This window comes from Curtobacterium sp. MCBD17_040, from assembly GCF_003234805.2.
In the GTDB taxonomy this organism is placed as follows: domain Bacteria; phylum Actinomycetota; class Actinomycetes; order Actinomycetales; family Microbacteriaceae; genus Curtobacterium.
The window spans coordinates 2518909-2543249 of sequence record NZ_CP126273.1 but is presented as its reverse complement, the minus strand read 5'-3'; the positions used below and the strand labels follow the sequence as shown (position 1 = coordinate 2543249).

The 24341-nt window shown below is 73.1% G+C and carries 17 protein-coding genes; 9 read left to right on the top strand and 8 right to left on the bottom strand.

The window, feature by feature from the left end:
- The first annotated feature begins 37 nt into the window (after positions 1-37).
- Complete coding sequence (locus DEI94_RS11885; RefSeq protein WP_111027104.1) at positions 38-952, top strand: YflT domain-containing protein; 915 nt, start codon at positions 38-40, stop codon at positions 950-952.
- Positions 953-994: 42 nt separating this feature from the next.
- Here DEI94_RS11885 and DEI94_RS11880 read toward each other — a convergent pair whose 3' ends face one another.
- Positions 995-1480, bottom strand: coding sequence for a GNAT family N-acetyltransferase (locus DEI94_RS11880; protein ID WP_111013639.1), 486 nt, complete (start codon positions 1478-1480; stop codon positions 995-997).
- A gap of 30 nt (positions 1481-1510) precedes the next feature.
- The gene (locus tag DEI94_RS11875) at positions 1511-2989 is read right to left on the bottom strand and encodes an aminopeptidase P family protein (RefSeq protein ID WP_181441836.1); all 1479 of its coding nucleotides are present in this window, start codon (positions 2987-2989) and stop codon (positions 1511-1513) included.
- 93 nt (positions 2990-3082) lie between these two features.
- On the opposite strand from DEI94_RS11875, the gene DEI94_RS11870 reads away from it, so the two are divergent.
- Entirely contained in the window at positions 3083-3958 is an 876-nt protein-coding gene (locus DEI94_RS11870; protein WP_111027106.1) for a PHP domain-containing protein, read from the top strand.
- A gap of 88 nt (positions 3959-4046) precedes the next feature.
- Here the strand turns inward: DEI94_RS11870 and DEI94_RS11865 are convergent, their stop codons facing one another.
- Positions 4047-5588 carry a DEAD/DEAH box helicase gene (locus tag DEI94_RS11865; RefSeq protein WP_111027107.1) on the bottom strand — a complete coding sequence of 514 codons (1542 nt, stop codon included), beginning with the start codon at positions 5586-5588 and terminating at the stop codon, positions 4047-4049.
- Between the two features lie 119 nt (positions 5589-5707).
- Between DEI94_RS11865 and DEI94_RS11860 the strand changes: the two genes are divergently transcribed.
- Positions 5708-6421 carry a ferritin-like fold-containing protein gene (locus DEI94_RS11860; protein WP_258368670.1) on the top strand — a complete coding sequence of 238 codons (714 nt, stop codon included), beginning with the start codon at positions 5708-5710 and terminating at the stop codon, positions 6419-6421.
- A 101-nt stretch (positions 6422-6522) separates the two neighbouring features.
- On the opposite strand, the gene DEI94_RS11855 is transcribed toward DEI94_RS11860, so the two are convergent.
- Both DEI94_RS11855 and DEI94_RS11850 read right to left on the bottom strand, forming a co-directional pair.
- Entirely contained in the window at positions 6523-6825 is a 303-nt protein-coding gene (locus DEI94_RS11855; protein ID WP_111010840.1) for a hypothetical protein, read from the bottom strand.
- 13 nt (positions 6826-6838) lie between these two features.
- A complete protein-coding gene (locus DEI94_RS11850; RefSeq protein WP_111010909.1) occupies positions 6839-7063 on the bottom strand; it encodes a DUF3107 domain-containing protein in 225 nt (74 codons plus the stop codon).
- A 103-nt stretch (positions 7064-7166) separates the two neighbouring features.
- Here DEI94_RS11850 and DEI94_RS11845 point away from each other — a divergent pair, with 103 nt between their 5' ends.
- Both DEI94_RS11845 and DEI94_RS11840 read left to right on the top strand, forming a co-directional pair.
- Positions 7167-10370 carry a UrvD/REP family ATP-dependent DNA helicase gene (locus DEI94_RS11845; protein ID WP_111027108.1) on the top strand — a complete coding sequence of 1068 codons (3204 nt, stop codon included), beginning with the start codon at positions 7167-7169 and terminating at the stop codon, positions 10368-10370.
- The gene (locus DEI94_RS11840; protein WP_258378030.1) at positions 10367-13657 is read left to right on the top strand and encodes an ATP-dependent helicase; all 3291 of its coding nucleotides are present in this window, start codon (positions 10367-10369) and stop codon (positions 13655-13657) included. The genes DEI94_RS11845 and DEI94_RS11840 overlap by 4 nt, the downstream gene beginning before the upstream one ends.
- A 3-nt stretch (positions 13658-13660) precedes the next feature.
- Here DEI94_RS11840 and DEI94_RS11835 read toward each other — a convergent pair whose 3' ends face one another.
- Entirely contained in the window at positions 13661-14662 is a 1002-nt protein-coding gene (locus DEI94_RS11835; protein WP_111027109.1) for a phosphotransferase, read from the bottom strand.
- 147 nt (positions 14663-14809) lie between these two features.
- On the opposite strand from DEI94_RS11835, the gene nudC reads away from it, so the two are divergent.
- Together nudC and DEI94_RS11825 are read left to right on the top strand one after the other, a co-directional pair.
- Positions 14810-15745: an NAD(+) diphosphatase gene (nudC, locus tag DEI94_RS11830; protein ID WP_111013633.1), complete on the top strand. Its 936-nt coding sequence runs from the start codon at positions 14810-14812 to the stop codon at positions 15743-15745.
- Between the two features lie 95 nt (positions 15746-15840).
- Positions 15841-17556 (top strand): ATP-dependent helicase, encoded by a 1716-nt coding sequence (locus DEI94_RS11825; protein ID WP_111027110.1) that lies wholly within the window; start codon positions 15841-15843, stop codon positions 17554-17556.
- Here the strand turns inward: DEI94_RS11825 and DEI94_RS11820 are convergent.
- Both DEI94_RS11820 and DEI94_RS11815 read right to left on the bottom strand, forming a co-directional pair.
- A complete protein-coding gene (locus DEI94_RS11820; RefSeq protein WP_181435400.1) occupies positions 17447-18400 on the bottom strand; it encodes a hypothetical protein in 954 nt (317 codons plus the stop codon). The two genes, DEI94_RS11825 and DEI94_RS11820, sit on opposite strands and share 110 nt — an antisense overlap.
- An 81-nt stretch (positions 18401-18481) precedes the next feature.
- Entirely contained in the window at positions 18482-19843 is a 1362-nt protein-coding gene (locus DEI94_RS11815) for a zinc-dependent metalloprotease (RefSeq protein WP_111010834.1), read from the bottom strand.
- A 135-nt stretch (positions 19844-19978) separates the two neighbouring features.
- Here DEI94_RS11815 and DEI94_RS11810 point away from each other — a divergent pair, with 135 nt between their 5' ends.
- The gene (locus DEI94_RS11810; RefSeq protein ID WP_111010833.1) at positions 19979-21091 is read left to right on the top strand and encodes a YlbL family protein; all 1113 of its coding nucleotides are present in this window, start codon (positions 19979-19981) and stop codon (positions 21089-21091) included.
- A gap of 162 nt (positions 21092-21253) precedes the next feature.
- Positions 21254-24304: a UPF0182 family membrane protein gene (locus DEI94_RS11805; RefSeq protein WP_181441837.1), complete on the top strand. Its 3051-nt coding sequence runs from the start codon at positions 21254-21256 to the stop codon at positions 24302-24304.
- Positions 24305-24341: the final 37 nt, after the last annotated feature.

The window sequence follows — 24341 nt, the reverse complement described above, 5'->3', positions numbered from 1 at the left end:
CGTCGGGCGCCAAGGGTGCTGGTGGAAAATGCCCTGTGTGAGTACTCAGAGCCCGTTCGGTCGTCCCGGCGCCGCGTTCCCCACCCCACCGCGCGGCGACGTCCTGGGCACGTACCAGACGTACCCCGAGGCCCAGCGCGTCGTGGCCCAGCTCGCCGCGGCGGACTTCCCCGTCCGACAGGTGTCGATCGTCGGCAACGACCTCAAGACCGTCGAGCGGGTCACGGGCAAGCTGACCTACGGACGCGCGGCGCTCGCCGGTGCACTCAGCGGGTTGTGGCTCGGGTTCTTCTTCGGGATCGTGCTGACGCTGTTCTCCGGAGCGCCGGGCGGGTCGTTCTGGGCCGCCGCGCTCATCGGCGCCGCGTTCGGCATGCTCTACGGGGTCGTGAGCTTCTCGGTGACGCGGCGGCAGCGCGACTTCACGAGCGTGCACCAGGTCCTCGCCATGAACTACCAGATCATCGTCGACCCCCAGCTCACGATGCGGGCCCGGCAGCTGCTCGGTCAGCAGCAGGGCGGTTGGGCGGCGGGGCCCCAGCAGTTCGGCGGGCCGCAGTACCCCGGCCGACCGCCCCAGGGTGGGCACGGCCAGGCTCCGTACGGGCAGCAGCAGCCACCGTACGGGCAGCAACAGCAGCCACCGTACGGACAGCAACAGCAGCCACCGTACGGACAGCAGCAGCAGCAGCCGTCCGGACAGCAGCAGCCGCCGTACGGGCAGGAGGGGCAACCGGGCGCCGTCCGGGCCGAGCGGCCGTCCGGACAGGAGGCCCGCCCCGGCCAGCCGGGCACCCAGGCACCGGTGGACGAGCCGCCGCGCTACGGGGAACGGGTCAGCCCGACGCCGACGCCGACGCCCGCGCAGCCGGCATCCGACGACTCGGGCGACCACGAGGGCGCCGAGGACCGCGGCCACCAGGGCGGCCGGCGGGACGACCAGGCCGACTGAGCACGTGGACGGCGCGGGGCCAGCCGCACGCGGGTCAGTCGGTCACGCCTCGGGGGCCGTCAGCACCTTGGCGTAGCAGACCGACAACGGAGCGCCGACGTACGGGCCGAAGTTCGCGATGCGGGTGAAGCCCTCGCGCTCGTAGAAGTGGATCGCCCGACGCTGCTCCGTCCCGGTCTCGAGGACGAGCGCCGGAGCCCCCAGGGCCCGTGCGGCGACCTCGAGCTGGGCGAGGAGCGCCGCAGCGACCCCGGTGCCGCGCGCCTCGGACCGCACGTACATGCGCTTGATCTCGACGACGCCGTCCTCGACCACCCGCAGACCGCCGCAGCCGAGCGGCGCGCCGTGGGTGTCGCGGGCGACGAAGAACACCGCGATGGACTCGGCCGTGGGCTTCTCGCCGGGTTCGGTGTCGCGCCCGTACGTGCCGTCGATCTCGATGCGCTGGGCGGCGCGCAGGCGAACGGCGTCAGGGGCGTCGAAGTGCTCCGGCGCGATCGTGAACGGGCGCGTCTCGGGGGTGCTCACGGGCAGCAGGGTACCGGTCGACCTCTGGGCTCAGCGGCTCGCGACCCAGGCCTCGACGTCCGAGGCGGTGCGGGGGATGCCGACGGACAGGTTCTCCGCGCCGTCCTCGGTGACCAGGATGTCGTCCTCGATGCGGACGCCGATGCCGCGGAACTCCTCGGGGACGGTCAGGTCGTCCTCCTGGAAGTACAGGCCCGGCTCGATCGTGAACACCATGCCGGCCTCGACCGTGCCGTCGAGGTAGAGCTCGCGACGGGCCTTCGCGCAGTCGTGCACGTCGAGCCCCAGGTGGTGGCTCGTGCCGTGCACCATGTAGCGGCGGTGGTACTGGGCCTCCGGGCGCAGGGACTCCTCGGCGCTCACCGGGAGGAAGCCCCACTCGGCGGTCCGCTCGGCGATGACGCGCATGGCGGTCGCGTGGACGTCGCGGAAGGTGATGCCCGGGCGCACGATGGCGAACGCGGCGTCCGCGGCTTCGAGCACCGCGTCGTAGACCAGGCGCTGCACCTCCGTGAAGCGCCCGGAGACCGGCAACGTCCGCGTGATGTCGGCTGTGTAGAGGCTCTCGACCTCGACCCCGGCGTCGATGAGGATGAGGTCGCCCGGCGCGACGGCACCGTCGTTCCGGGTCCAGTGCAGGATGCAGGCGTGGGAGCCCGCCGCGGCGATGGTGTCGTACCCGACGGTGTTGCCGTCCGCCCGGGCGCGACGGTTGAACGTGCCCTCGACGATGCGCTCGCCGCGGGGGTGTGCCAGGACCGTGTCGAAGTCCGCGATGACGTCGTCGAACCCGTGCTTGGTCGCGGTGACGGCACGACGCAGCTCGTTCACCTCGTACGGGTCCTTGACGAGACGCATCTCGCTGAGGTCGCGGGCGAGCACGTCGTCCGTCGCGGGCGTGTCGCTCGTGGCGTCGATCCCGCCCACCGCGACCCCGAGCCGGCCGTCGAGCGCCTCGGTGAACGCGGGGTCGGCGTCCCGGACGAGGAGCGCGTGGGTGTCGAGCCGGTCCGCCACATCGGCGAATGCGCCGAGATCGCGCGTCGCGATGCCGAGGTCCGCCGCGACCGCCTCGAGCGACGGGCGCGGTCCGACCCAGAACTCGCCGATCTCGGGGTTCGCGTAGAACTCCTCGGAGTCCCGGCCCGCACTCGCGCGGAAGTACAGGGTCGCGTCGTGGCCGTCGGCCCTCGGCGTCAGGACGAGGACCGACCCGACGACCGCGTCCGTGCCCCAGCCCGTCAGGTGGGCGAACGCGGAGTGCGGTCGGAACGGGTAGTCGCAGTCGTTCGAGCGCACCTTCGCCTGGCCGGCGGGGACCACGAGGGTCCGGCCCGGGTGCAGCGCCGAGAGCCATGCCCGGCGCTCGGCAGCGAACGATGCCTGCTCGCGTGCGTCGGGCAGTGCGCGGTCGTGTTCCGCCCAGTTGGACGCGATGTGGTCCTTGAAGGTCGAGGACCCGGGGGTCGTCGATCGGTTGCTCGTCGCGCGGGGAGTCGGCTCGGCCATGCTCACATCATCCCACCATGCGTCGCGCACCGACCCGGGCGCCGTGGGCGTCGATCGCCAGGGCACCGGGGAGTCCACGGCTAGCATGGCCGGGTGCCCGATCCCTTCATCGACCTGCACACGCACTCGAGCGTCTCGGACGGCACCGAGCGGCCTGCCGACCTGGTGCGTGCGGCATCGTCCGCGGGCCTCGACGCGTTGGCGCTGACGGACCACGACACCACGGCCGGGTGGGACGAGGCCATCGCGACGGCCCGGACGCTCCCGATGACGCTCCTGCCCGGGCTCGAACTCAGCACGCGGATCGGCTACCGGAGCGTGCACGTGCTCGGGTACCTCGTCGATCCCACCCACCCCGGACTCGTCGCCGAGACGCAGCGGATCCGCGAGGGCCGCGTCGATCGTGCGATGCGCATGGTCGAGCGGATCGCCCGCGACCACCCGGTGTCGTGGCAGGACGTCATCGCGCAGGCGAGCCCGGGTGCCACGATCGGCCGACCCCACATCGCGGACGCACTCGTGGCCGCCGGGCTCGAGGCCGACCGCAGCGCGGCGTTCCGCGGCATCCTGCACCCCGCCGCGGGCTACTACGAGCCCCACGAGGCGCCGTCGCCGCTGGCCGGCGTCGAGCTCATCCGTGCCGCGGGCGGGGTCCCCGTGATCGCGCACCCGGCGGCGTCGACCCGGGGGATCGTGCTCGACGAGCGAGCGCTCGAGGACCTCGTCGAGGCCGGACTCGGCGGGCTCGAGGTCGACCACCGCGAGAACCTGACGCACGGCAAGCGCGTCCTGCTCGACTGGGCGGACCGCTACGGGCTGTTCGTGACCGGCTCGAGTGACTACCACGGCACCGGCAAGCCGAACCGGCTCGGCGAGCACCGCACCGCCGAGCGCGCGTTCCGGACCATCGTCGCGTCCGCGACCGGTTCCGAACCGGTCGTCGGCGACGGATCCCGACTCACCGTCTGACGAGCGAAGCGCGTCCGGCCGGGAGGCTGGACGCGCGTCGACGGGACCCGTCACGGTGGTCGTCGCCGGGACGACCACCGTGTGCGGACTACTCGGCAGCCGGACCGCTCGCCGCGGACGAACTCGCCGCGGACCCCGCGGACTCGCCGCCGGTGGCCGCCGCATCGGCGGCCGTCGACCCGGCCTGACCACTGCCACCACGACGGCGGCGACGCCGACGCCGCGGCGAGCTGCCCTCGGGACCGGTCGTGCCGGCGGTGGTCTCCGCCGCCTCCGGCTCCGCGCCGACCGCGTCGGAGCCCGCGGCGGGCGCACTCGTCGTGGTCGGGCCTGCCGACCGGGTGCGCGAGCGGGACCCGGACCCGGACCGGCCGCCCTCGGACCGTCCGCCCTCGGAGCGGCCGCCCTCGGACCGCTGCTTGGCCGGCGCGGCCGCGTGCGGGGACGAACCGGGCAGACGGCCCTTGGTGCCGGCCGGGATGTCGAGGTCGGTGTACAGGTGCGGACTGGACGAGTAGGTCTCGGTCGGCTCCGGCTGCCCGAAGTCGAGCGCCTTGTTGATGAGCGACCACTTGTGGAGGTCGTCCCAGTCGACGAACGTCACCGCGATGCCGGTCTTGCCCGCGCGGCCGGTCCGCCCGGCCCGGTGCAGGTAGGTGTCCGGGTCGTCCGGGATCGTGTGGTTGATGACGTGGGTCACGTCGTCGACGTCGATGCCGCGCGCTGCCACGTCGGTGGCGATGAGCACGTCCCTCTTGCCGGCCTTGAACGCGGCCATCGCGCGCTCCCGCTGCTCCTGGTTCAGGTCGCCGTGCACCGCCGCGGCGTTGAACCCGCGGTCCTGGAGCTCTTCCATCAGCCGGGCCGCGGCGCGCTTGGTCCGCGTGAAGACGACGGTCTTGCCGCGCCCGTCGGCCTGGAGGATCCGGGCGATGACCTCGTCCTTGTCGAGCGCGTGCGCCCGGTAGATGAGGTGCTTGATGTTCGCCTGGGTCAGGCCCTCGTCCGGGTCGGAAGCGCGGATGTGGATCGGCTTCGACATGAACCGCCGGGCCAGCGCCACGATCGGGGCCGGCATGGTCGCCGAGAACAGCATGGTGTGGCGCACCGCCGGGACCGACTGGAAGATGCGCTCGATGTCCGACAGGAACCCGAGGTCGAGCATCTTGTCGGCCTCGTCGAGGACGATCTCCTGCACGTGGCCGAGGTCGAGCACCCGCTGCCGGTGGAGGTCGATGAGGCGACCCGGCGTGCCGACGACGATCTGCGCGCCGTCCTTGAGCTGTTCGATCTGGCCCTCGTACGCCTTGCCGCCGTAGATCGCGGCCAGTTTGACCGGACGGTTCGACGCGGCGAGCTCGAGGTCCTCGAACACCTGGACGGCGAGCTCGCGGGTCGGGACCACGACGAGCGCCTTGACGGCCGGCTCGGGGTCGTGCCCGAGCCGTTGGATGAGGGGGAGGCCGAAGCCGAGCGTCTTGCCCGTTCCGGTCTTGGCCTGGCCGATGATGTCCTGGCCGGTGAGTGCGAGCGGGATCGTCTGCTGCTGGATCGGGAAGGGCTCCGTGATGCCCTTGGCCGCGAGCGCGTCGACGATGTCCTGCTCGATGTCGAGATCTGAGAAAGTCAAAGAGTTCAACCCTGTTCGTTGTCGGGGAGTCCGCTCAGTCTACCGTTCTGCGCATTTCCGCAGTTCGGGACGCTGGCGGACTGGGGATGGGGCTCGGGCGCGGCCCCTATGCTGGTCCGGTGGTGTCGTGGTGGAACCGGAGACGCGCGCGTCTCGCGGCGAGCTGGCTGGCGTCGCGGAACCCCCGCGCGGCCGCGTCCGTCGAGCGGCTCCAACTCGACGACGTCTCGCCCGAACTGACCGTCTACCTGGGCCAGGCCGCGTACCTGCAGCTGTCGTTGTACGAGGCCATGGGGCGCGCCGGTGCCTCGGCGCCGACCATGTCGGGGCGCCTCGTCACGGGCGTGCTCGCCACGACCGCGCTCGATCGGCACCGCGCCATCGTGGCCGAGATCGAACGGTCCGGACACGAGCCGGCGGAACTCATGGAGCCCCACCGCGAGGCCATCGACGCGTTCCTCAGACGGACGGCCGGTGCGGACTGGGCGGAGTCGATCCTCACCGGTTACGTGACGGCCGGGATCCTCAACGACCTGTTCGCGAACCTCGCCCGGTCGCTGCCGACGGACGTCCGGAACCGCTTGCGTGGGGTGTTCGACGCGCGCGAGGAGCCCGCGGTCGTCGAGGAACTGACGGCGGACATCGCCCGCGACCCGCTCGTGGCCTCGCGCCTCGCCATGTGGGGGCGGCGCCTCGTCGGTGACACGCTGCTCGTGGCGCGGTCGGCGCTCGCCTCGCACGCCCGTGAGGACGAGGAGCGCCTCGAGCCGGTGTTCACCGAACTCATCGCGGCCCACACCCGGCGGATGGACGCCCTCGGGCTGACCGCCTGAGCCGAACCGGGTGACCGGACCCGGTGCGGATCCCGGACCCGGTCCGGGTCTCCGCTCCGGACCGTGGTGCTCCCGGCCGACCGGGCCTCCCGGCGGATGCGTCAGGAAGCGGTACCGACGGTGCGGAGGCGCTCGAAGAACGCGGCGTCCGCGCGCTCCCGCCGGCGCCCGACCGACCACGCCGTCACCAGCGCGACGACACCGGCGACCACGAGCGTGACCACCCAGATCCAGGGTTCGCCGTACGACCACCCGGCCCAGGTGAGGGCCTCCCACAGCACGGCCGCGACGGCCCCGCCCACGGCGGGGGCGAGGAACACGCCCCGCGTCACGTGCCACGGCACGACGATCTGCGCGAACAGGCCGGTCAGGATCCCGCCGAGCACGGCGAAGAGGAGTTCCATGTGGACCGAGGGGTCAGGCGACGAAACCGATGCGGCGCGACTCCTCGGAGCCGACCTCGACGTACGCGAGGGACGCGACCGGGACGATGAACCGTCGGCCCTTGTCGTCCTGGAGCGACAGGTGCGTGGCGCCCGAGGAGAGCGCGGCCGACACGGCCTGCTCGATGTCGGCGGCCGTCTGCTTGGTCTCGAAGGCGATCTCACGCGGGCTGTTGGTGATGCCGATCTTGATGTCCACGAGCACAGCGTATCCGAGGGCCCAGGGGCGGGCTCCGGCGTTCACCCACAGCGCACATGCGCGCCGTCCCGGTGGTGTCGGCGGCCCTCGGTAGCGTGACGGCGTGCCGACCGCGACCTCGACGACCAGTGCGCCCCGCCGTGCCGTCCTGCGCGACGCCGGGCTGACCGGTCGCGGGCGGGCGGGTGCCGCGGTGGTCGTCGCCCCGGTCCTCCTGGACCCCGCGCAGCGGTCCGTGCTCGCGCTGCCGCACGACACGTGCGCCGCCGTGATCGGTGCGCCGGGCACGGGCAAGACCACGGTGCTCGCGCAGCTCGTCGCCCACCTGCTGTCCGAGCCCGGGGGCGTCAGCGCCGACGGGTACACGAGCGTCCTGACCCTGACGTCGTCGCGTCCGGCCGCCACCGCCCTGCGGGACCGCCTGGCGGCGGCCGCGGACCGCGTGGTGCCCGGCGCGCTCGCCCGGACCGTGAACTCGCTCGCCTTCCAGGTCGTCACGCACGCCGCAGCGCTCGTCGGGCAGGAGGCCCCGACGTTGCTGACCGGTGGGGAACAGGACGCGGTCCTCGCCGACCTCATCGCCGGGCACGCCGTCGACGGCACCGGCCCGGCCTGGCCCGATCCGATCACCCCTGCCGTCCGCGAACGTGCCGGCTTCCGGACCGCGCTGCGCGACGTCATGATGCGCACGGTCGCCGCCGGCATCGAGCCCGACGACATGCGCGAACTCGCAGGCGACCACGGGCGCCCGGAGTGGGCGGCCGTCGGGGACCTCGTCGACGAGTACCGCGCGGCGGTCACGGCGTACCGCGAGACCGCGCTCGACGCGGCGGAACTCGTGGCGTTCGCCACCGCGGCCGTGGCGCGGGGCGAGGTGCCGCCCGCGGTCGCCGCGCTCCGCCACGTCCTCGTCGACGACGCCCAGGAACTCGTGGAGGGCGAGGTCGCGTTCCTCGGTGCGCTCGCCCGACGGGGCGTGCGGATCGTCGCCTTCGGCGATCCGGACATCGCCTCGAGCGCGTTCCGCGGTGCCGAGCCCGACGTGCTCGGCCGCCTGGCGGTCCGGCTCGGCGTGCCGGCCGTGCACGAGGTCGTGCTCGACACCGTCCACCGACACCCGCCCGCGATCCGGGCGCTCGTGAGCGCCGTCACCGCCCGGATCGGTGCTGCGGCCGCGGGGCGGCAGCGGGTGGCGGCCGCCGCGGGTGCGGACGACCGGGCCGACGCCGTGGTGCACCTGGAGGCCCCGAGCCGCGCCGGCCTCGTGGCCGCCGTCGCCCGTCGGTTGCGGGAACACCACCTGTTCGACGGCGTGCCGTGGGAGCGCATGGTCGTCGTCACGCGGAGCGGGGCAGCCGTGCCGGACCTCGTCCGCGCCCTGGCCGTTGCCGAGGTCCCCGCCACCGCCGCGAGTGCTCCGGCGCGCCCGCGGGACGACGTCGCCGCTCGGGCGCTCATCGACGCGGCGGCGGTCGCCCTCGGGGTCCGCGCGCTCGACCCCGCCCTCGCCACCGCGTTCGTGTCCGGGCCGCTGGGCGGCCTCGACGCCCTCGCGGTACGGCGGCTGCGGCTCGCCCTGCGCCGCGAGGAGCTCGCCGCCGGGGGCACGCGTCCCGCGGACGACCTGCTGGTCGAGGCGCTCTCCGGCCCGGACCGCTTCACGACGATCGACGCGGGCTTCGCGCGCCGAGCCGGACGCCTCGCGGCGAGCCTCGAGCGGGCGCGCCGCGATGCCGCCGGGGGCGCCAGCATCGAGGAACTGCTCTGGGGGCTGTGGGAGCGCAGCGGACTCGCCCGCACGTGGGGCGGGCAGTCGGCCGCCGGCGGTGTCGGCGCGGCCGAGGCGGACCGGCATCTCGACGCGGTGGTCGGTCTGTTCACGGCGGCGAAGCGGTTCGTCGAACGCACACCGGACGCCCCGGCGCGTGTGTTCGTGGACGACCTGCTCGGCGCCGACCTGCCCGAGGACACGATCGGACCCGACCGGACCGCCGGCCGGGTCCGCGTGGTGACGTCGCTCGCGACCATCGGGGTGGAGTGCGACGTCGTGGTGGTGCTCGGACTCCAGGACGGCGTGTGGCCGAACACCCGCGTCCGTGGCAGCTTGCTCGACCCCGACGGCCTCGTCCGGGCCGCCGCCGGGATCGAGCGCACACCGACCGACGAGCGCGCCGCCGTGGTCGCCGACGAGCTGCGGCTGTTCGCCAGGGCGGTGTCCCGCGCGACGACACAGGTGGTGCTCGGCAGCATCGCCAACGACGACGAGGCTCCGAGCCCCTTCCTCCGGCTCGTCCCGGTGCCACCCGACCGCACGCCGAACCCCCACCCGCTCTCGCTCCGGGGCATGGCCGGGTCCCTGCGCCGACGGGTCGTGACCACCGGCGATCCGGAAGCCGCATCGGCCCTGGCACGCCTGGCGGCGGAGGGCGTCCCCGGGGCCGATCCGGACGAGTGGTACGGCATCGCCGAGCCGAGCACCGACCGACCCCTCGTCGACCTGACGGCGGAACCGGTGGTGCCGGAGGACGGCGGGGTGGCCGTGCCCCCGACCGTCGCCGTGTCGCCGTCGCGCATCGGGACCTTCGAGGAGTGCCCGCTGCACTGGTTCGCCCAGTCCTTCGGCGGTGGCGCACCGAGCCCGGCCATGGGCATCGGGACGATCGTCCACGACGCCATGGAGCACGCGACCGACGTCGACGTCGAGTCGCTCTGGCGCAGCGTCGAGGACCGGTGGTCCGAGCTCGTGTTCGAGTCCGACTGGATCGCCGAGCGGGAACGCGCTCGGACGCGGCGGATGATCGAGGGTCTCAGCGACTACCTCCGCACCGCTGCCGCCGCCGGCCGTCGCGTCCTCGGTGCCGAGGCGTCGTTCGTGCTGGTGACCGGCCCCGCTCGCCTCCGCGGCAGCATCGACCGGATCGAGGAAGCGCCCGACGGCACCGTCAGCGTCGTCGACCTGAAGACGGGGACGACGATGCCGGGCAAGTCCGCCATGCCGGAGCACGCACAGCTGGGTGCGTACCAGCTCGCGCTCGCCGACGGGGCGGTGGAGGGCCTCCCGGCCGACGTCCCCGTGTCGGACGCACGGCTCGTGTTCGTCGCGAGCGGGCAGGGTGGGCACGCGTTCACGGAACGGGTCCAGCCCGCGTTCGACGACGACGCCCGCGCGTCCTACCGGCAGCGCCTGCACACGGTCGCCGAGGGCATGGCCGGACGCGTGTTCGTCGCCCACGTCGACGACCACTGCGAGCGCGCCCGGACCGGTGTCGAGTGCCGGATCCACGTCGTCGGGGAGGTCACCTGGTGACGGGCGCCCCCGCCGCGGAGCAGGACCGGCACGCCGAGGTCGCGCCGACGGCATCGGCGGACGCGGCGGCCCCGTCGGCTGCGATGCACGCGGCGGCCCGCCCCGCGGCGCGGTACTCGGCGGACGCGATCGCCGACGCCCTCGGGCGGCCTCGCCCCACCGACCAGCAGCGCGCCGTGATCGAGTCGCCGCTCGCGCCGGCGCTCGTCGTGGCGGGCGCGGGGAGCGGGAAGACCGAGACCATGGCCTCCCGGGTCGTGTGGCTGCTCGCGAACGGCGCGGTGCGCCCGGACGAGGTGCTCGGCCTGACCTTCACCCGCAAAGCCGCCGGTGAGCTCGGCGTGCGGATCAACGACCGGATCGCCGCGCTCGAGGGCGCCGGGCTGATCGAGCCCGCCGACGCCTTCGAGGCCCCGACGGTCTCCACCTACAACGCCTTCGCGAACGCGGTGTTCCGCGAGAACGCCCTGCTCGTCGGGCGTGACGGCGAGTCGCAGGTCCTCACGGAGCCGTCGGCCTGGCAGCTCGCGCGACGCGTCGTGGTCGCCGCCCAGGACGACCGCCTGGCGGGTCTGGGCCGGAACGTCGACACCGTCACCGCGGCGCTCGTCGCCCTCAACGGCGCGATGAGCGAGCACCTGGTCGACCCGGACCGGCTCCGTCGCTTCGCGGAGCAGTTCACCGCGCTGCTCGAACTCCCCGCCACCCGGGGCAAGCCGTCGGCCGCGCTGGTCGGGACGGTGCCGGCCGTCGGCGGACTCGCGCCGCTGGTGGAGCTGGTCGAGACGTTCCGACGCCAGAAGACCGAGCGGGGCTTCGTCGAGTTCTCCGACCAGATCGCCCTCGCCCTCGCCGCGGCCGAGGCGGCACCGCGCGTCGCGGACGACCTGCGCGCCCGCTACCGGGTCGTGCTCCTGGACGAGTACCAGGACACGTCGGTCGTCCAGACGCGGTTCCTCGCGCGGCTGTTCCGCGGGCACCCCGTCATGGCCGTGGGTGACCCGCACCAGTCCATCTACGGGTTCCGCGGGGCGAGCGCGGCCAACCTGGCACGGTTCCCCCGGGACTTCGGCGCGGACGACGCGTCGCCCAGGACGTACGCGCTCTCGACGAGCTGGCGGAACCCCGTGTCGGTGCTCGTCGGGGCGAACGCCCTCGTGGCGCCGCTCACCGAGGCCGCGCGCGTCCGCGTCGAGGAACTCAGCCCCCGACCGGGTGCGGAGGTCGGCACGGTCGAGGCACGGTTCCCCGAGACCCTGCCGGAGGAAGCCGCTGCGGTCGCTGACTGGTTCGCCGCCCGGCGGGCGGCGCGACCCGGCACGTCGATGGCACTGCTGCTCCGGGCCCGGAAGGACCTTGCGGCCTTCACCGCGGCGCTGGGCCACCGCGAGGTGCCCTACCGCGTGCTCGGCACCGGCGGCCTGCTCCAGCGGCCGGAGATCGTCGACCTCGTGGCCTGCCTGCGGGTGCTGCACGACCCGTCCGCCGGCAACGAGCTCATCCGCCTGCTCACGGGCGCACGCTGGCGCATCGGTCCCGCCGACGTCGTCGCCCTGCAGCGCGTCGGCCGGTGGCTGTTCGAGCGCGACCACACGCACGCGCGTCTCGACCCCGCGGTCGCGGACGCGTTCCGAGGCTCGGTCGCGGCCGGCGAGCACGGGTCGCTCGTCGACGCCCTCGACTTCGTCGCGACCGCACCCGACGAGCACGGGGCAACCGCCGACATCAGCGCCGAGGGGCGACTCCGGATGCGGGCGCTCGGTGCCGCCCTCTCGGCGCTCCGCGCACGCGCCGGCGGTGACCTGGTCGACTTCGTCACGCTCGTGGTGCAGGAGATGCGGCTCGACGTCGAGGTCGCGGCGCACGAGCAGGGCGCGTCCGACCACCTCGACGCCTTCCTCGACGAACTCGCCGGGTTCGTGGCGACGGACGACCGAGCCGATCTCGGCTCGTTCATCGGCTGGCTCGACGCGGCCGCGCGCCGCGACGACATGGGGCCGCGGAGCGAGGAGCCGGAACCCGGCACCGTCCAGATCCTGACCATCCACGGGGCGAAGGGGCTCGAGTGGGACGCCGTCGCGGTCCCGCGGATGGTGGAGGGCGCGCTGCCGGCCCGTCCGCAGGAGGGCTCGACCGGCTGGCTCGGCTTCGGGCGGCTGCCGTACGAGTTCCGCGGCGACGCCGACGAGCTCCCGCATCTCGCCTGGCGGGGTGCCGAGACCCAGAAGGCGGTCGCGGACGCGATCGTGACCTTCAAGGAGGCCGTCGGGCGCAGCAACCTCGACGAGGAGCGCCGGCTCACCTACGTGGCGCTGACCCGCGCACGGCAGGCGCTGCTCGTGACCGGCTCGTACTGGGGGACCGGCGTGCGCCCGACGGAGCCGAGTCGCTACCTCGCCGACCTCGTCGCCGCCGGTGTCGTGGATCCGGACGCGATCCCGGCGGGGACCGAGTTCGACGAGAACCCGCTCGCCGACTCCGGCGCGACCATGCCGTGGCCCCACCTGCCGTTCGGCGAACGGGGCGCGCGTGTCCTGGCGGCCGCCGACCGGGTGCGGGCAGCGCACCCGGGTGCCGCCGGACGGTACGCGGCCGACCTCGACCTCCTGCTCGCCGAGCGACGCGCCGCTCACCGCGACCGGCACGTCGTGACCGTGCCCCACCGGATCCCGGCCTCGGGGTTCAAGGACTACCTGACGGAACCCGCCGCGGTCGCGGAGCGGCTCCGTCGCCCGATGCCGGAGCGGCCCTACCGGGCGACCCGCCTCGGGACCCTGTTCCACCAGTGGGTCGAGCGCCGGGCCCGGCCGTCGGGGTCGCTCGAGACCCTCGACGCCTGGGACGGCGAGCTCGACGCCGACGTCGACGAGCACGGCGGCACGGCCGCTGCCCCGTCCGACGACGACGCCCGGCGGCTCGCCGAGTTCCAGGCCACGTTCGCACGGTCCCGCTGGGCCGACCGCACCCCGGTCGAGGTGGAGCGCGAGATCCACATCCCGTTCCTGGGGCACAGCGTCGTGTGCAAGCTCGACGCCGTGTACGAGATCGACGGGCGGATCGAGATCGTCGACTGGAAGACGGGGCGCGCGCCGTCCGGGGCCGAGGACCTGGAGCGGCGGCAGCTCCAACTCGCGCTCTACCGCGTGGCGTACGCGGAGTTCACCGGACGGCCGGTCGAGGACGTCGACGCGGTCTTCTACTTCGTCGCGGACGACCTCGAGGTGCGTCCAGCGGAACTGCTCGACCGAGCCGGTCTGGAGCGCGCGTGGGTGCGTGCGATCGGCTGATCGTCAGGCGTGCCGACGCTCCGTCGACGACAGCAGCTGCTCCACCTCGGTGATCTCCATCGTGTCCGGTGACGCGGCCTGGAGCGGCTGGGCGAGGGGCGAGTGCACCACGTCGACGAGGCGGTGCATCATCGCGACCGCGTCGTCCACGACCTCGGTGCTCTTCACCTGGACGCCGTGCAGGAGCCACTGGGCGGTCTCGAGCTCGTGGTAGAGCCGCGCCCGTTGCGGCACCTGCCGGTCCCGGGCGCCGCCGCCGGCCGTGTAGGCGTGCATGACCGTCTCGAAGGCGGACGCGTTCCGTGCGCTGAGGACCCAGGCGAGATCTCGTGCCGGGTCGCCCAGCCGCAGCTCGCCCCAGCCGAGGACGCCGCTGACGTGGTCGCCCACGACGAGCACCCGATCCGCGGCGAGACCGCCGTGCACCACCGTCGGGGTGAACTGCCACAGCTGTTGGTCGCGCGCGGCGCCCTCCCACCGTTCCGTGAGCGCCGCCGGCACGAGCCCGGTGGCGACGGCCCGGTCCATCACCGACACCGCCGAGCGGAGGATCTCGAACGGTGTCAGCGACGGCAGTCCCGCGTCCGTCACGAAGCTCGTGGGGAGCGCGTGGACCGCGGCGATCGCGCCGCCCAGCGCGGTCGCCAGATCGGGTCGCTCGACGAGCGCGCCGAGGTCGACGTGCGTGCCGTCCACGTAGGTGGTCACGATCGCACGGGTCTGGCCGATGGGCGCCTGTCCGCGGTACTCCGGCACCGCGAACGGGAGGCGCGTCCGGATCCCGGTGCTCAGCGCACGGATGGCGACGAGGTCGGCCGACTGACGCCCCTCGGCTCGCTGGCTGCGTGGACGTCGGATGACGAGCTGCTCGCCCTCGGCGTCACGGAGGACCGCCGAGTCGTAGTCCCCGGCCTGCACGGAACCGAGCGTCCGGGTGCCGGTGACCACGAGCCCCGGAACGGCCGTGGTGGCCAACGCCGCTAGAGTGAAGTGGGAACCCGCCATGTCCTCAAGGGTAGGTCGGTGCCCTGGTGTCGAACCGACGCCACGCTGTCTCCCGGACGATCATCGCCGCGCACTCGACGCGGCGGTCCCGCCTGGCGTCCCACCGTCTCGGCGTCCGCCCGGGCGCATCGCAGAGAGGACCGCATCGTGTCGCAGGAGTTCGTCGATCGTCTGCCGCTCGCCCGGAACGAGCTCGACCGCGACGGCGAGTACCGGGAGACACCGGACCTCGAGCGGCTGCTCCGAGCCGACCGCGAGACGCGGTTCCTGCCCGTCCGCCGCGCCGCGTTGCTGCGGGAGCCGGACGGTGTCCTGCGGTTCGTCGACGCGGCCGCGATCCCCGAGGGCACCACGCTGCTGTACCTGGGGCGCGCGCTCGCGGACGCCCCGGACGCACCGCGCGGTACGCGGTTCGTCGCGGCCTTCGTCGACGACGCCACTGCCACCGCGATCGAGCCGGACGACACGGCGTGGGAGAACCTCCGGATGTTCGGCACCGAGCTCTCGGCCCGTGACTCCGGCATCGCGGTCGAGGCAGTGGCCATGGCGAACTGGCACGCGGTGCACGGGTTCTCGCCGAGGACCGGCAGCGCCACGACGACCGAGCGTGGCGGGTGGGTGCGGCGCGACCCGGAGGGCCATGAGCACTTCCCCCGGACGGACCCGGCGATCATCGTGGGCGTCACCGACGGCGAGGACCGCCTGCTGCTCGGCTCGAACGCCGCCTGGGAGCCCGGCCGGTACTCGCTCCTCGCGGGCTTCGTCGAACCGGGCGAGAGCCTCGAGGACGCCGTGCGCCGCGAGGTCTTCGAGGAGTCGGGCGTCCACGTGGAGGACCCGGTCTACCTCGGATCCCAGCCGTGGCCGTTCCCCGCGTCGCTCATGCTCGGGTTCCGCGCTCGCGCCGTGGGCGGGGACGCCTCGACGATCCGGCCCGACGGTGTCGAGATCATGGACGTCCGCTGGTTCTCGCGTGCGGACCTCGCGGCGGTCGCCGGACGCTCGGTCCACCTGCCCGGTCGGACCTCGATCGCTCGCGCCATCATCGAGGACTGGTACGGAGCCGAACTCGACGTCCCCTGACGTCGATCGTCCCGGCGTCCCGGCGTCCCGGCGTCCTGGCGTCCTGGCGTCCCGCTGACGAGCCGGACCGAACCGCACGAGAGGGGAGATCGCCCATGGACCCCGAACGCCTGCTCGAGGCGCTCGACCCGGAGCAACGGACCGTCGCACGGCGCCTGCTCGGACCGGTGGCCGTCCTGGCGGGTGCCGGGACCGGCAAGACCCGTGCGATCACACACCGCATCGCGTACGGCGTGGCGACGGGGACGTACGCGCCGAGCCACGTGCTCGCGCTGACCTTCACGACCCGCGCGGCCGGCGAGCTCCGCGCGCGCCTCCGAGCACTCGGCGCCGGTCAGGTCGCCGCCCGCACCTTCCACGCGGCCGCCATGTCCCAGCTGAGCTACTTCTGGCCCGACACCATCGGGGGTCCGGCGCCGCGCATCGTCGAGTCGAAGGGCCGCCTCATCGCGCACGCGGCCGACACGATCGGCATGGGTGTGGACACCGCTGCCCTCCGCGACCTGGCCGCCGAGGTCGAGTGGCGGAAGGTGCAACGCCTGACGCTCGAGGAGTACGAGGCCGCCGCGGCCGATCGCGCGATCCCGACCGGGACGACGCCGCGCCGGGTCGTCGACCTCATGCGTGCGTACGAGGACCTCAAGGACGATCGTCGGCAGCTCGACTTCGAGGACGTCCTGCTCGCGACGCTCGGCATGGTCGAGTCGGAACCGCGGGTCGCGTCGTACGTCCGGCAGCAGTACCGCTTCTTCGTCGTCGACGAGTACCAGGACGTCTCCCCGGTGCAGCACGACCTGCTCCGAGCGTGGCTCGGTGACCGCGACGACGTGTGCGTCGTCGGGGACGCCTCGCAGACGATCTACTCGTTCGCGGGTGCGTCGAGCCGGTACCTCCTCGGTTTCGGCACCGACTTCCCCCGCGCCTCGGTCGTCCGCCTCGAGCGGAACTACCGGTCGACGACGGAGGTCGTCCACGTCGCGAACACGCTCATGCGCGGGCAGCCGGGGGCGCTCGACCTGGAGGCCCGTACGGACGAGCCGGGGCACCCACCGGAGGTCGTCCCGGTCGCCGACGACGCGGCCGAGGCGCGCGAGGTCGCCCGCCGCGTCGCCGATCGCATCGCCGGCGGGGCACGGCCGTCGGAGTGCGCCGTGCTGTTCCGCATCGGAGCGCAGTCCGCGGCGCTCGAGGCGGCACTCGGGCGCGCGGGTGTCCCGACGCGCGTGCAGGGCGGCCCACGGTTCTTCGACCGGCCGGAGGTGCGCCAGGCCGTGCTGCTCCTCCGGGGGGCGGCGATGAGCATCACGGACGAGCCGGTGACGAAGACCGTGTCCGACGTCCTGCGGTCCCTCGGCTGGGCCGCGTCGCCGCCCGATGCCGCCGGTGCGGGTGCGGTGCGCGACCGGTGGGAGGCGCTCCAGGCGATCATGGGCCTCGCTGAGCAGGCCGCGCCCGGCACCACCCTCCAGCGCTTCGCGGCGGACCTCGTCGACCGCGAGGCGACCCATCACGAACCCGAGGTCGAGGCCGTCACGCTCTCCACCCTCCACTCGGCGAAGGGGCTCGAGTGGCCGCACGTGACGATCGTCGGGGCGTCGGAGGGCCTCTTGCCGATCTCGTACGCGACGACGGACGCCGAGGTCGACGAGGAGCGCCGCCTGTTCTACGTCGGGGTCACGCGGGCGCGGGCCTCGTTGACGGTCACGTGGGCGCGGCGGGGATCGGGGCGCGGAGGAGACCGTCAGCCGAGTCGTTTCCTGGCAGCGCTCGGCACGCGCACCGTGGATGCGGCAGCACCGTCCGGCTCGTGACCGCGAGCGTCTCGCGGTCGACGAACACCTGCACGCCAGCCGCGTGACCGGTGGTGGCGTCCCGGTCAGCGGACGTGTCGCCGTCGCCGTCGCCGACGCCCTCGCCCTCGCCGTCGGTGACCGAGGTCGTGATCGGTCCGGCGCCCGTCCCGGTGCCCAGCCGGTCGAGCGCCAGGCGGCACGCGATCGCGGCCACCGCTGCCGCGCGGTGGGGTGACAGCGGCGCGGCGCGTCGCCCCCACAGTTGTGTCGCGAGCGTGGGCCAGTGATCGTCCTCGTCCACCCGCGCGAGCTCGACGCAGTGCAGGCACGGACCGCGGTCCGGCTCGACGACGGGGCCGACCCGGACGCGCCCGTCGCCGACGACGACGGTGAGCTGCGGGAGGTCGCGGAGCAGCCACGCCGACCGCAGGGCGGGATCGAGGACGTGGTCCGCGACCGCCAGAGCCAGGTCGGCCTCCGGGGTCGCCGGTCCATGCGGTTCCCCCGCTGGAGGATCGGGCTGGGCCACCGTCACGCCCTCGCCGCGCAGGTGCCCCTGCAGCAGGTCGACGACCGGCCCGGATCCGTGGAGTTCGACGCACCGTCGGCGTGCGACCGGCCGGTCGACCAGCACGGGCGCGACCGCCGCGAGCACGCCGGCCGCCGCGGCCGGGCTGCACCGGGCCTGGGCGGCGAGAGCGGGGAGGGCCTCACGGCTCGTCTCGCGCCGGAGGGACGTCAGGAAGCGCTCCTCCGCCACGGAGGCGACGGGGACCACAGCCCGTGGCGGATCCACCCCGATCTGCACCGTGTGCAGGTCGCGCCAGACGAACTCGAGCGACGGATCGATGCGGATGCCCATGTCCGGCAGTCTCGCCGGTCCGGGGCGGACGGCTCCCGGACCTCCCGGCAGCTGTGGAGAACCGGGACCTGTGGACGAGCGCTAGTCGTCGTCGCGCGCCGTGCCGTCCGGCGACTCGTGCGGACGGTCGTCCGTCGTGTCGTTGAGCAGGTCCTCGAGCGCGCGGTCGATGTCGTCGGAGGCCGTGCCCGGGTCCCGCAGCCGCGCGACGAGCGCGTCGGGGTCGTCGATGTCCGCGGACGTCGGGACGAGGTCCGGGTGCGACCAGAGCGTGTCGCGCTGCTCCGGGCCCAGCTCGTCGACGACCCGCTGCCACATCGCCGCGGCCTCGCGTAGCCGCCGCGGCCGGAGTTCGAGACCGACCAGCGTGGCGAACGCGGACTCCGCGGGACCGCCCGCGGCGCGACGTCGACGCACCATCTCGGCGATGGCGGCCGACCGGGGCAGGCGCGTGGTCGCCGCCGCGGTCACGACGTCGACCCAGCCCTCGATCAGCGCGAGCATGGTCTCGAGTCGCGCGAGCGCCTGGTCCTGCTCGGGCGTCCGCGGGGGGATGAGGGCGCCGCTCGACAGGGCGTCGCGCAGCTCCTCGGCGTTCGAGGGGTCGAAGCCGCTCGCGAGTTCCTCGATCGCGGAGGTGTCGACGTGGATGCCACGTGCGAACTCGGTGATCGAGGAGATGAGGTGGAGGCGCAGCCACCGCGCCGAGCGGAACAGGCGCGCGTGCGCGAGCTCGCGGACCGCCAGGTAGATCCGGACCTCGTCGACGGGGACGTCGAGGCCCTCGGCGAAGGCGGCGACGTTCTGCGGCACCAGGGCGGCCTGCTGGTCGTCGAGGAGCGGGACCCCGACGTCGCCGCCGGACACGACCTCGGTCGCGAGCTGCCCGACGACCTGTCCGAGCTGCACCGCGAACAGGGCGCCGCCGACGCTCCGCATGATGCGACCGGCACCGCTGAGCATGCTCCGGAGCTCCTCGGGCGCCTGCTGGTCGATGACCTCGGTGAGGGCGTCGGCGATGCTCGTCGCGACGGGCTCGGCGATCTGGCTCCAGACCGGCATCGTCGCGGACGCCCACTGCTCGCGTGTCATGAGGCGCGGCGCCGCGGTGAGCTCGGCGACCGAGGTGACGTCGTCCAGCCACAGTGCGGCGACCTGGAACGCCTGCGTCAACGCGGCGCTCGTCGCCGGGTCGACGCCCTGGCCGCCCTCGCGAGCGATCGCGACCGCGCGCTCCGTGGCAGCCGAGAAGTCGATGCCGTCGCCGCCGGCCCGGACGGCGTCCTGCAACTGCCCCATCAGCCGGGCGACGAAGGCCGGGTCGTTCGGGAGCCCCGCGGCGCCCGCGAGCTGGGACGGATCGATGTCGGCACCGCCGGAGAGGAGGCGGCGCAGCATCTCCTGGAACTCGTCGTCCGGTTGCCGCTGCGGATCATCAGCCATGCGCACTACGCTAACCGCTGCCCTGCACCCGGACCTGGGACGTGCCCCTCGGACGCCCGTTCGCGCTGCGCCGTGGGCGAACACGCGCTCCCGTGACCGGGACGCGCGGAGCACCGGCCCGTCGGAAGGACCTCGTTGACCCTCTTCGCCCCGGCTCCTGCCCGCCCGCGTTCCCGCGCTCGCACCGTCGGCTGGGTGCTCGTCGTCGCCGCGGTCGTCCTCGCCCTCCTCGCCACCGTGCTGCCGAGCCCGTACGTCATCGAACTGCCGGGCCCCGTGTTCAACACCATCGGCACGCAGCAGCAGGGCACCGCGGCGAAGCCGAAGCGGGTGCAGCTCATCCAGGTGTCGGGACACCCGACCTACCCCACGGCGGGCGCACTCGACATGCTCACCGTGAGCGTCGAGGGCACCCAGACCGAACGCCCGTCGTGGCTCAGCGTCATCCGCGCGCTGTTCACGAAGTCCGAGGCCGTCGTCCCCGCCGAGGCGATCTACCCGACCGGCGAGACCACGGAGCAGGTGAACAAGCAGGACGCCGCCGACATGGCGGACTCCCAGCAGGCGGCGGTCGCGGCGGCCCTCGTCCACCAGGGGTTCACGGTCGGCTCCACGCTCACCGTCTCGGCGGTCGAACCCGGGTCGGCGGCCGATGGCGTCCTGCGCGAGGGCGACGTCATCGAGTCGATCAACGGGAGGTCGTTGACGCACGACAGCGACGCCAGCACCCTCCGCGCGCGCGTGACCGCGAACGGCGCCGGGACGGCCGCCACCCTCGTGGTCCGTCGCGACGGTGCCACCCGGACCGTCTCGATCACACCGAAGGCCTCCGACGGTGCGGTGCTCCTGGGCATCGGCGTCAGCCAGCACTACGACTTCCCGTTCTCGGTGAAGATCCGCCTGCAGGACGTCGGTGGCCCGAGCGCCGGCATGATGTTCGCGCTCGGGACCATCGACAAGCTGACGCCCGGGCACCTCAACGGCGGAGCCCACGTGGCCGGGACGGGCACGATCGACGTCGACGGCGACGTCGGTGCCATCGGTGGGATCCGGCAGAAGCTCTACGGTGCGCGCTCGGCGGGCGCGACGGTGTTCCTGGCCCCGGAGAGCAACTGCGACGAGGTCGCCGGACACGTCCCCGACGGGCTCGACGTCTACGCGGTGTCGACGCTCCGGCAGGCCGTGCACGACCTGTCCGTCGTCCGGAGTGGCGCGAGCACCGCCCACCTGGCGCGCTGCGGATCCTGACCGGGGTCTGCCGCCGTCCATGGCACGCCGGGGCGGCTCCGGGCGGTTCCACCGACGCTCCACAGCCTGCGCTCCGCCCAGCGTGATCGTCAGCCCGAACCCATAGGATCAGGGTCCCGACGGCTGCGACGCCGTCGTGTCGACACGTCTGGAGCTCACCTGGTGACGAACACATCGTCCGCTGTCCGGCGGCGCTCGCCGCGGATCCCGATCGTCGTCACGATCATCGTGCTGGCGGCGTTGGTGATCGCGTTCTTCGTCTTCGCGAGCCTGTACACCGACTACCTCTGGTTCGCGCAGCTCGGGTTCCAACGCGTGCTCACCACCCGGTGGCTCGCCGGCACCGCGATGTTCTTCGCCGGTTTCCTCGGCATGGCGGTGCCGGTGTACGTCAGCATCGCCGTCGCCTACCGGTTCCGGCCGGTCTACGCCAAGCTCAACGCGCAACTCGACCGCTACCAGCAGGTCATCGAACCGCTCCGCCGCGCCGTCATGTTCGGCGTGCCGTCGGTCCTCGGACTGTTCGCCGGCCTCGCGACCGCGCCGCGCTGGAGCCTCGTGCTCGCCTACTTCAACCGCACGCCGTTCGGCCGCGTCGACCCCCAGTTCCACCTCGACATCGCGTTCTACGTGTTCGACCTGCCGTTCTGGCGTGCGCTCGTCGCCTTCGCCTCCGCTGTCGTGCTCATCGCCGGACTCGCCGCCGTCGCCGCCAGCTACCTGTACGGCGCGCTCCGCTTCGGCAGTCGGGAGGTCCGGATCTCGCGGACCGCTCGGGTCCAGTTGGCCGTCACCGCGGCCCTGTACGTGGCCCTGCAGGCCGTCAGCCTCTGGCTCGACCAGTACGCGACCCTCTCGAAGGACAACTCGCTCATCACGGGTGCGCAGTACACCGAGGTCAACGCGACCATCCCCGGGCGCGAGATCCTCGCGGGCATCGCCGCCGTCGTCGCGCTCCTGTTCGTCGTGACGGCGGTCATCGGCCGTTGGCGGATCTCGGTCGTGGGCACCGCGCTGCTGCTCGTGTCGGCCATCGTCGTCGGCGGGATCTACCCCTGGGTCGTCCAGCGCCTGCAGGTGGCACCGAGCGAGCGCAGCTACGAGTCGGCGTTCATCCAGCGCAACATCGACGCGACCCGGTCCGCGTACGACGTCGCGGGAGTGAAGGAGCGTTCGTACGACGCCAGGACCGACACGCAGACCGGAGCGCTCGCGTCGGACGCGCAGACCACGGCGAACATCCGCATCATCGACCCGTCGATCGTGTCGGAGTCGTTCAGCCAGCTGCAGCAGTACCGCCAGTACTACAAGTTCCCCTCCACCCTCGACGTCGACCGCTACGACATCGACGGCACCTCCGAGGACACCGTGATCGCCGTGCGCGACATCGATGTGGAGGGCCTCGGCTCCTCGGCGACGCAGTACAACCGCACGTTCGTGTACACACACGGGTACGGGGTCGTCGCCGCGTACGGCAACCAGCGCACGAGCGACGGCAAGCCCGTGTTCCTCGAGTCCGGCATCCCCTCGACGGGCGACCTCGGGGACTACCAGCCGCGCGTGTACTTCGGCGAGAGCTCGCCCGCGTACTCGATCGTCGGGGCGGCCAAGGGGACGAAGAAGATCGAGCTCGACTACCCCTCGGGCGCCGAGGACGCTGCGGCGAGCAACGCGACGACCACGTACCAGGCGAACGGCGGACCGAGCATCGGCAACGTGTTCAACCGTCTCGTCTACGCGGCCAAGTTCGGGTCGGAGCAGATCCTGCTGTCGAACGCGGTGAACGCGGATTCGCAGATCCTGTACGACCGCGATCCGCTCCAGCGGGTGCAGAAGGTCGCGCCGTACCTGACGCTCGACAAGGACGTCTACCCGGCGATCGTCAACCACCGGATCGTCTGGATCGTCGACGGCTACACGACGACCGACGCGTACCCGTACTCCCAGAGCGCGAGCCTGTCGGACAGCATCAACGGCACCACCTCGTCCGGGTACAACACCGACCAGGTGAACTACATCCGGAACTCGGTCAAGGCGACGGTGGACGCCTACACGGGCAAGGTCACCCTGTACTCCTGGGACGCGAAGGACCCGCTGCTGACGACGTGGAAGAAGATCTTCCCCGCGACCGTCCAGCCGATGTCGTCGATGAGTGCCGAGCTGCTCGACCACGTGCGGTACCCGACCGACCTGTTCAAGGTGCAGCGGACCATCCTCGGGACCTACCACGTCACGAACGCGAACTCGTTCTACTCCGGTGACGACGCCTGGGTCACGCCGCAGGACCCGTCGTCGAGCTCGTCGAGTTCGTCCACGTCGAGGGTCACCAGCGCACTCGGCACCACCACGACGACCTCGAGCGCCGACCTGCAGGACCCGTACTACCTCACGATGAAGGTCCCGGGGGAGCAGACGGCCTACACGCTCTACTCGACCTACATCCCGCAGCAGTCGGGGTCGAACGCGCGGAACGTGCTGACGGGGTACCTGTCGGTCGACTCGGACGCCGGCGGCCGCGGCAAGGGCAAGCGCTCGAAGGCGTACGGGCGTCTGTCGCTCCTGACGATCCCGAAGACCGACAGCGTGCCCGGTCCGGGTCAGGTCCAGTCGTCGTTCAACGCGGACACCGACGTCTCCACCGAGCTGAACATCCTGAAGCGGGGTGACACGACGATCAAGCGCGGCAACCTGCTGACGCTGCCGATCGGCGGCGGCTTCCTGTACGTCCAGCCGGTGTACGTGCAGTCGACCTCGAACACGTCGTACCCACTACTGCAGAAGGTCCTCGTCGCCTTCGGGGACAAGATCGCGTTCGAGGACACCCTCAACGACGCGCTCAACTCGCTGTTCGGTGGGAACTCCGGTGCCGCGGCGGGTGACCAGGGCGCGTCGACGGGCTCGAGCGGTACCGGTTCGGGTACCAGCGGATCCAGCGGATCCGGCTCGAGCGACACGGGTTCCGACTCGGGCGCGAGCGGTTCCGGTGGATCGAGCGGCGCGGGATCGGTCAGCGCGAACGCCGCCCTCCAGCAGGCGCTCCAGGACGCGAGCCAGGCGCTCCAGGACCGTCAGCAGGCCTACGCCGACAACGACCTCGTGGCGGCGGCCGAGGCCGACAGGCGACTGCAGCAGGCGGTGCAGGACGCGCTCCAGGCCGAGTCGAACGGTGCGACCACGGGGTCGAGCAGCTCGACGAGTTCGTCCAGCAAGTGATCCGGATCGGGGCCCTCGCGTGCGCGGTCGGCCCCGA

Coding starts and splice junctions, on each gene's coding strand:
- DEI94_RS11815 (WP_111010834.1), bottom strand. CDS start 19,843: ATGGCTGATGATCCGCAGCGGCAACCGGACGACGAGTTCCAGGAGATG.
- DEI94_RS11835 (WP_111027109.1), bottom strand. CDS start 14,662: ATGGCGGGTTCCCACTTCACTCTAGCGGCGTTGGCCACCACGGCCGTT.
- DEI94_RS11855 (WP_111010840.1), bottom strand. CDS start 6,825: ATGGAACTCCTCTTCGCCGTGCTCGGCGGGATCCTGACCGGCCTGTTC.
- DEI94_RS11875 (WP_181441836.1), bottom strand. CDS start 2,989: ATGGCCGAGCCGACTCCCCGCGCGACGAGCAACCGATCGACGACCCCC.
- DEI94_RS11820 (WP_181435400.1), bottom strand. CDS start 18,400: ATGGGCATCCGCATCGATCCGTCGCTCGAGTTCGTCTGGCGCGACCTG.
- DEI94_RS11825 (WP_111027110.1), top strand. CDS start 15,841: ATGGACCCCGAACGCCTGCTCGAGGCGCTCGACCCGGAGCAACGGACC.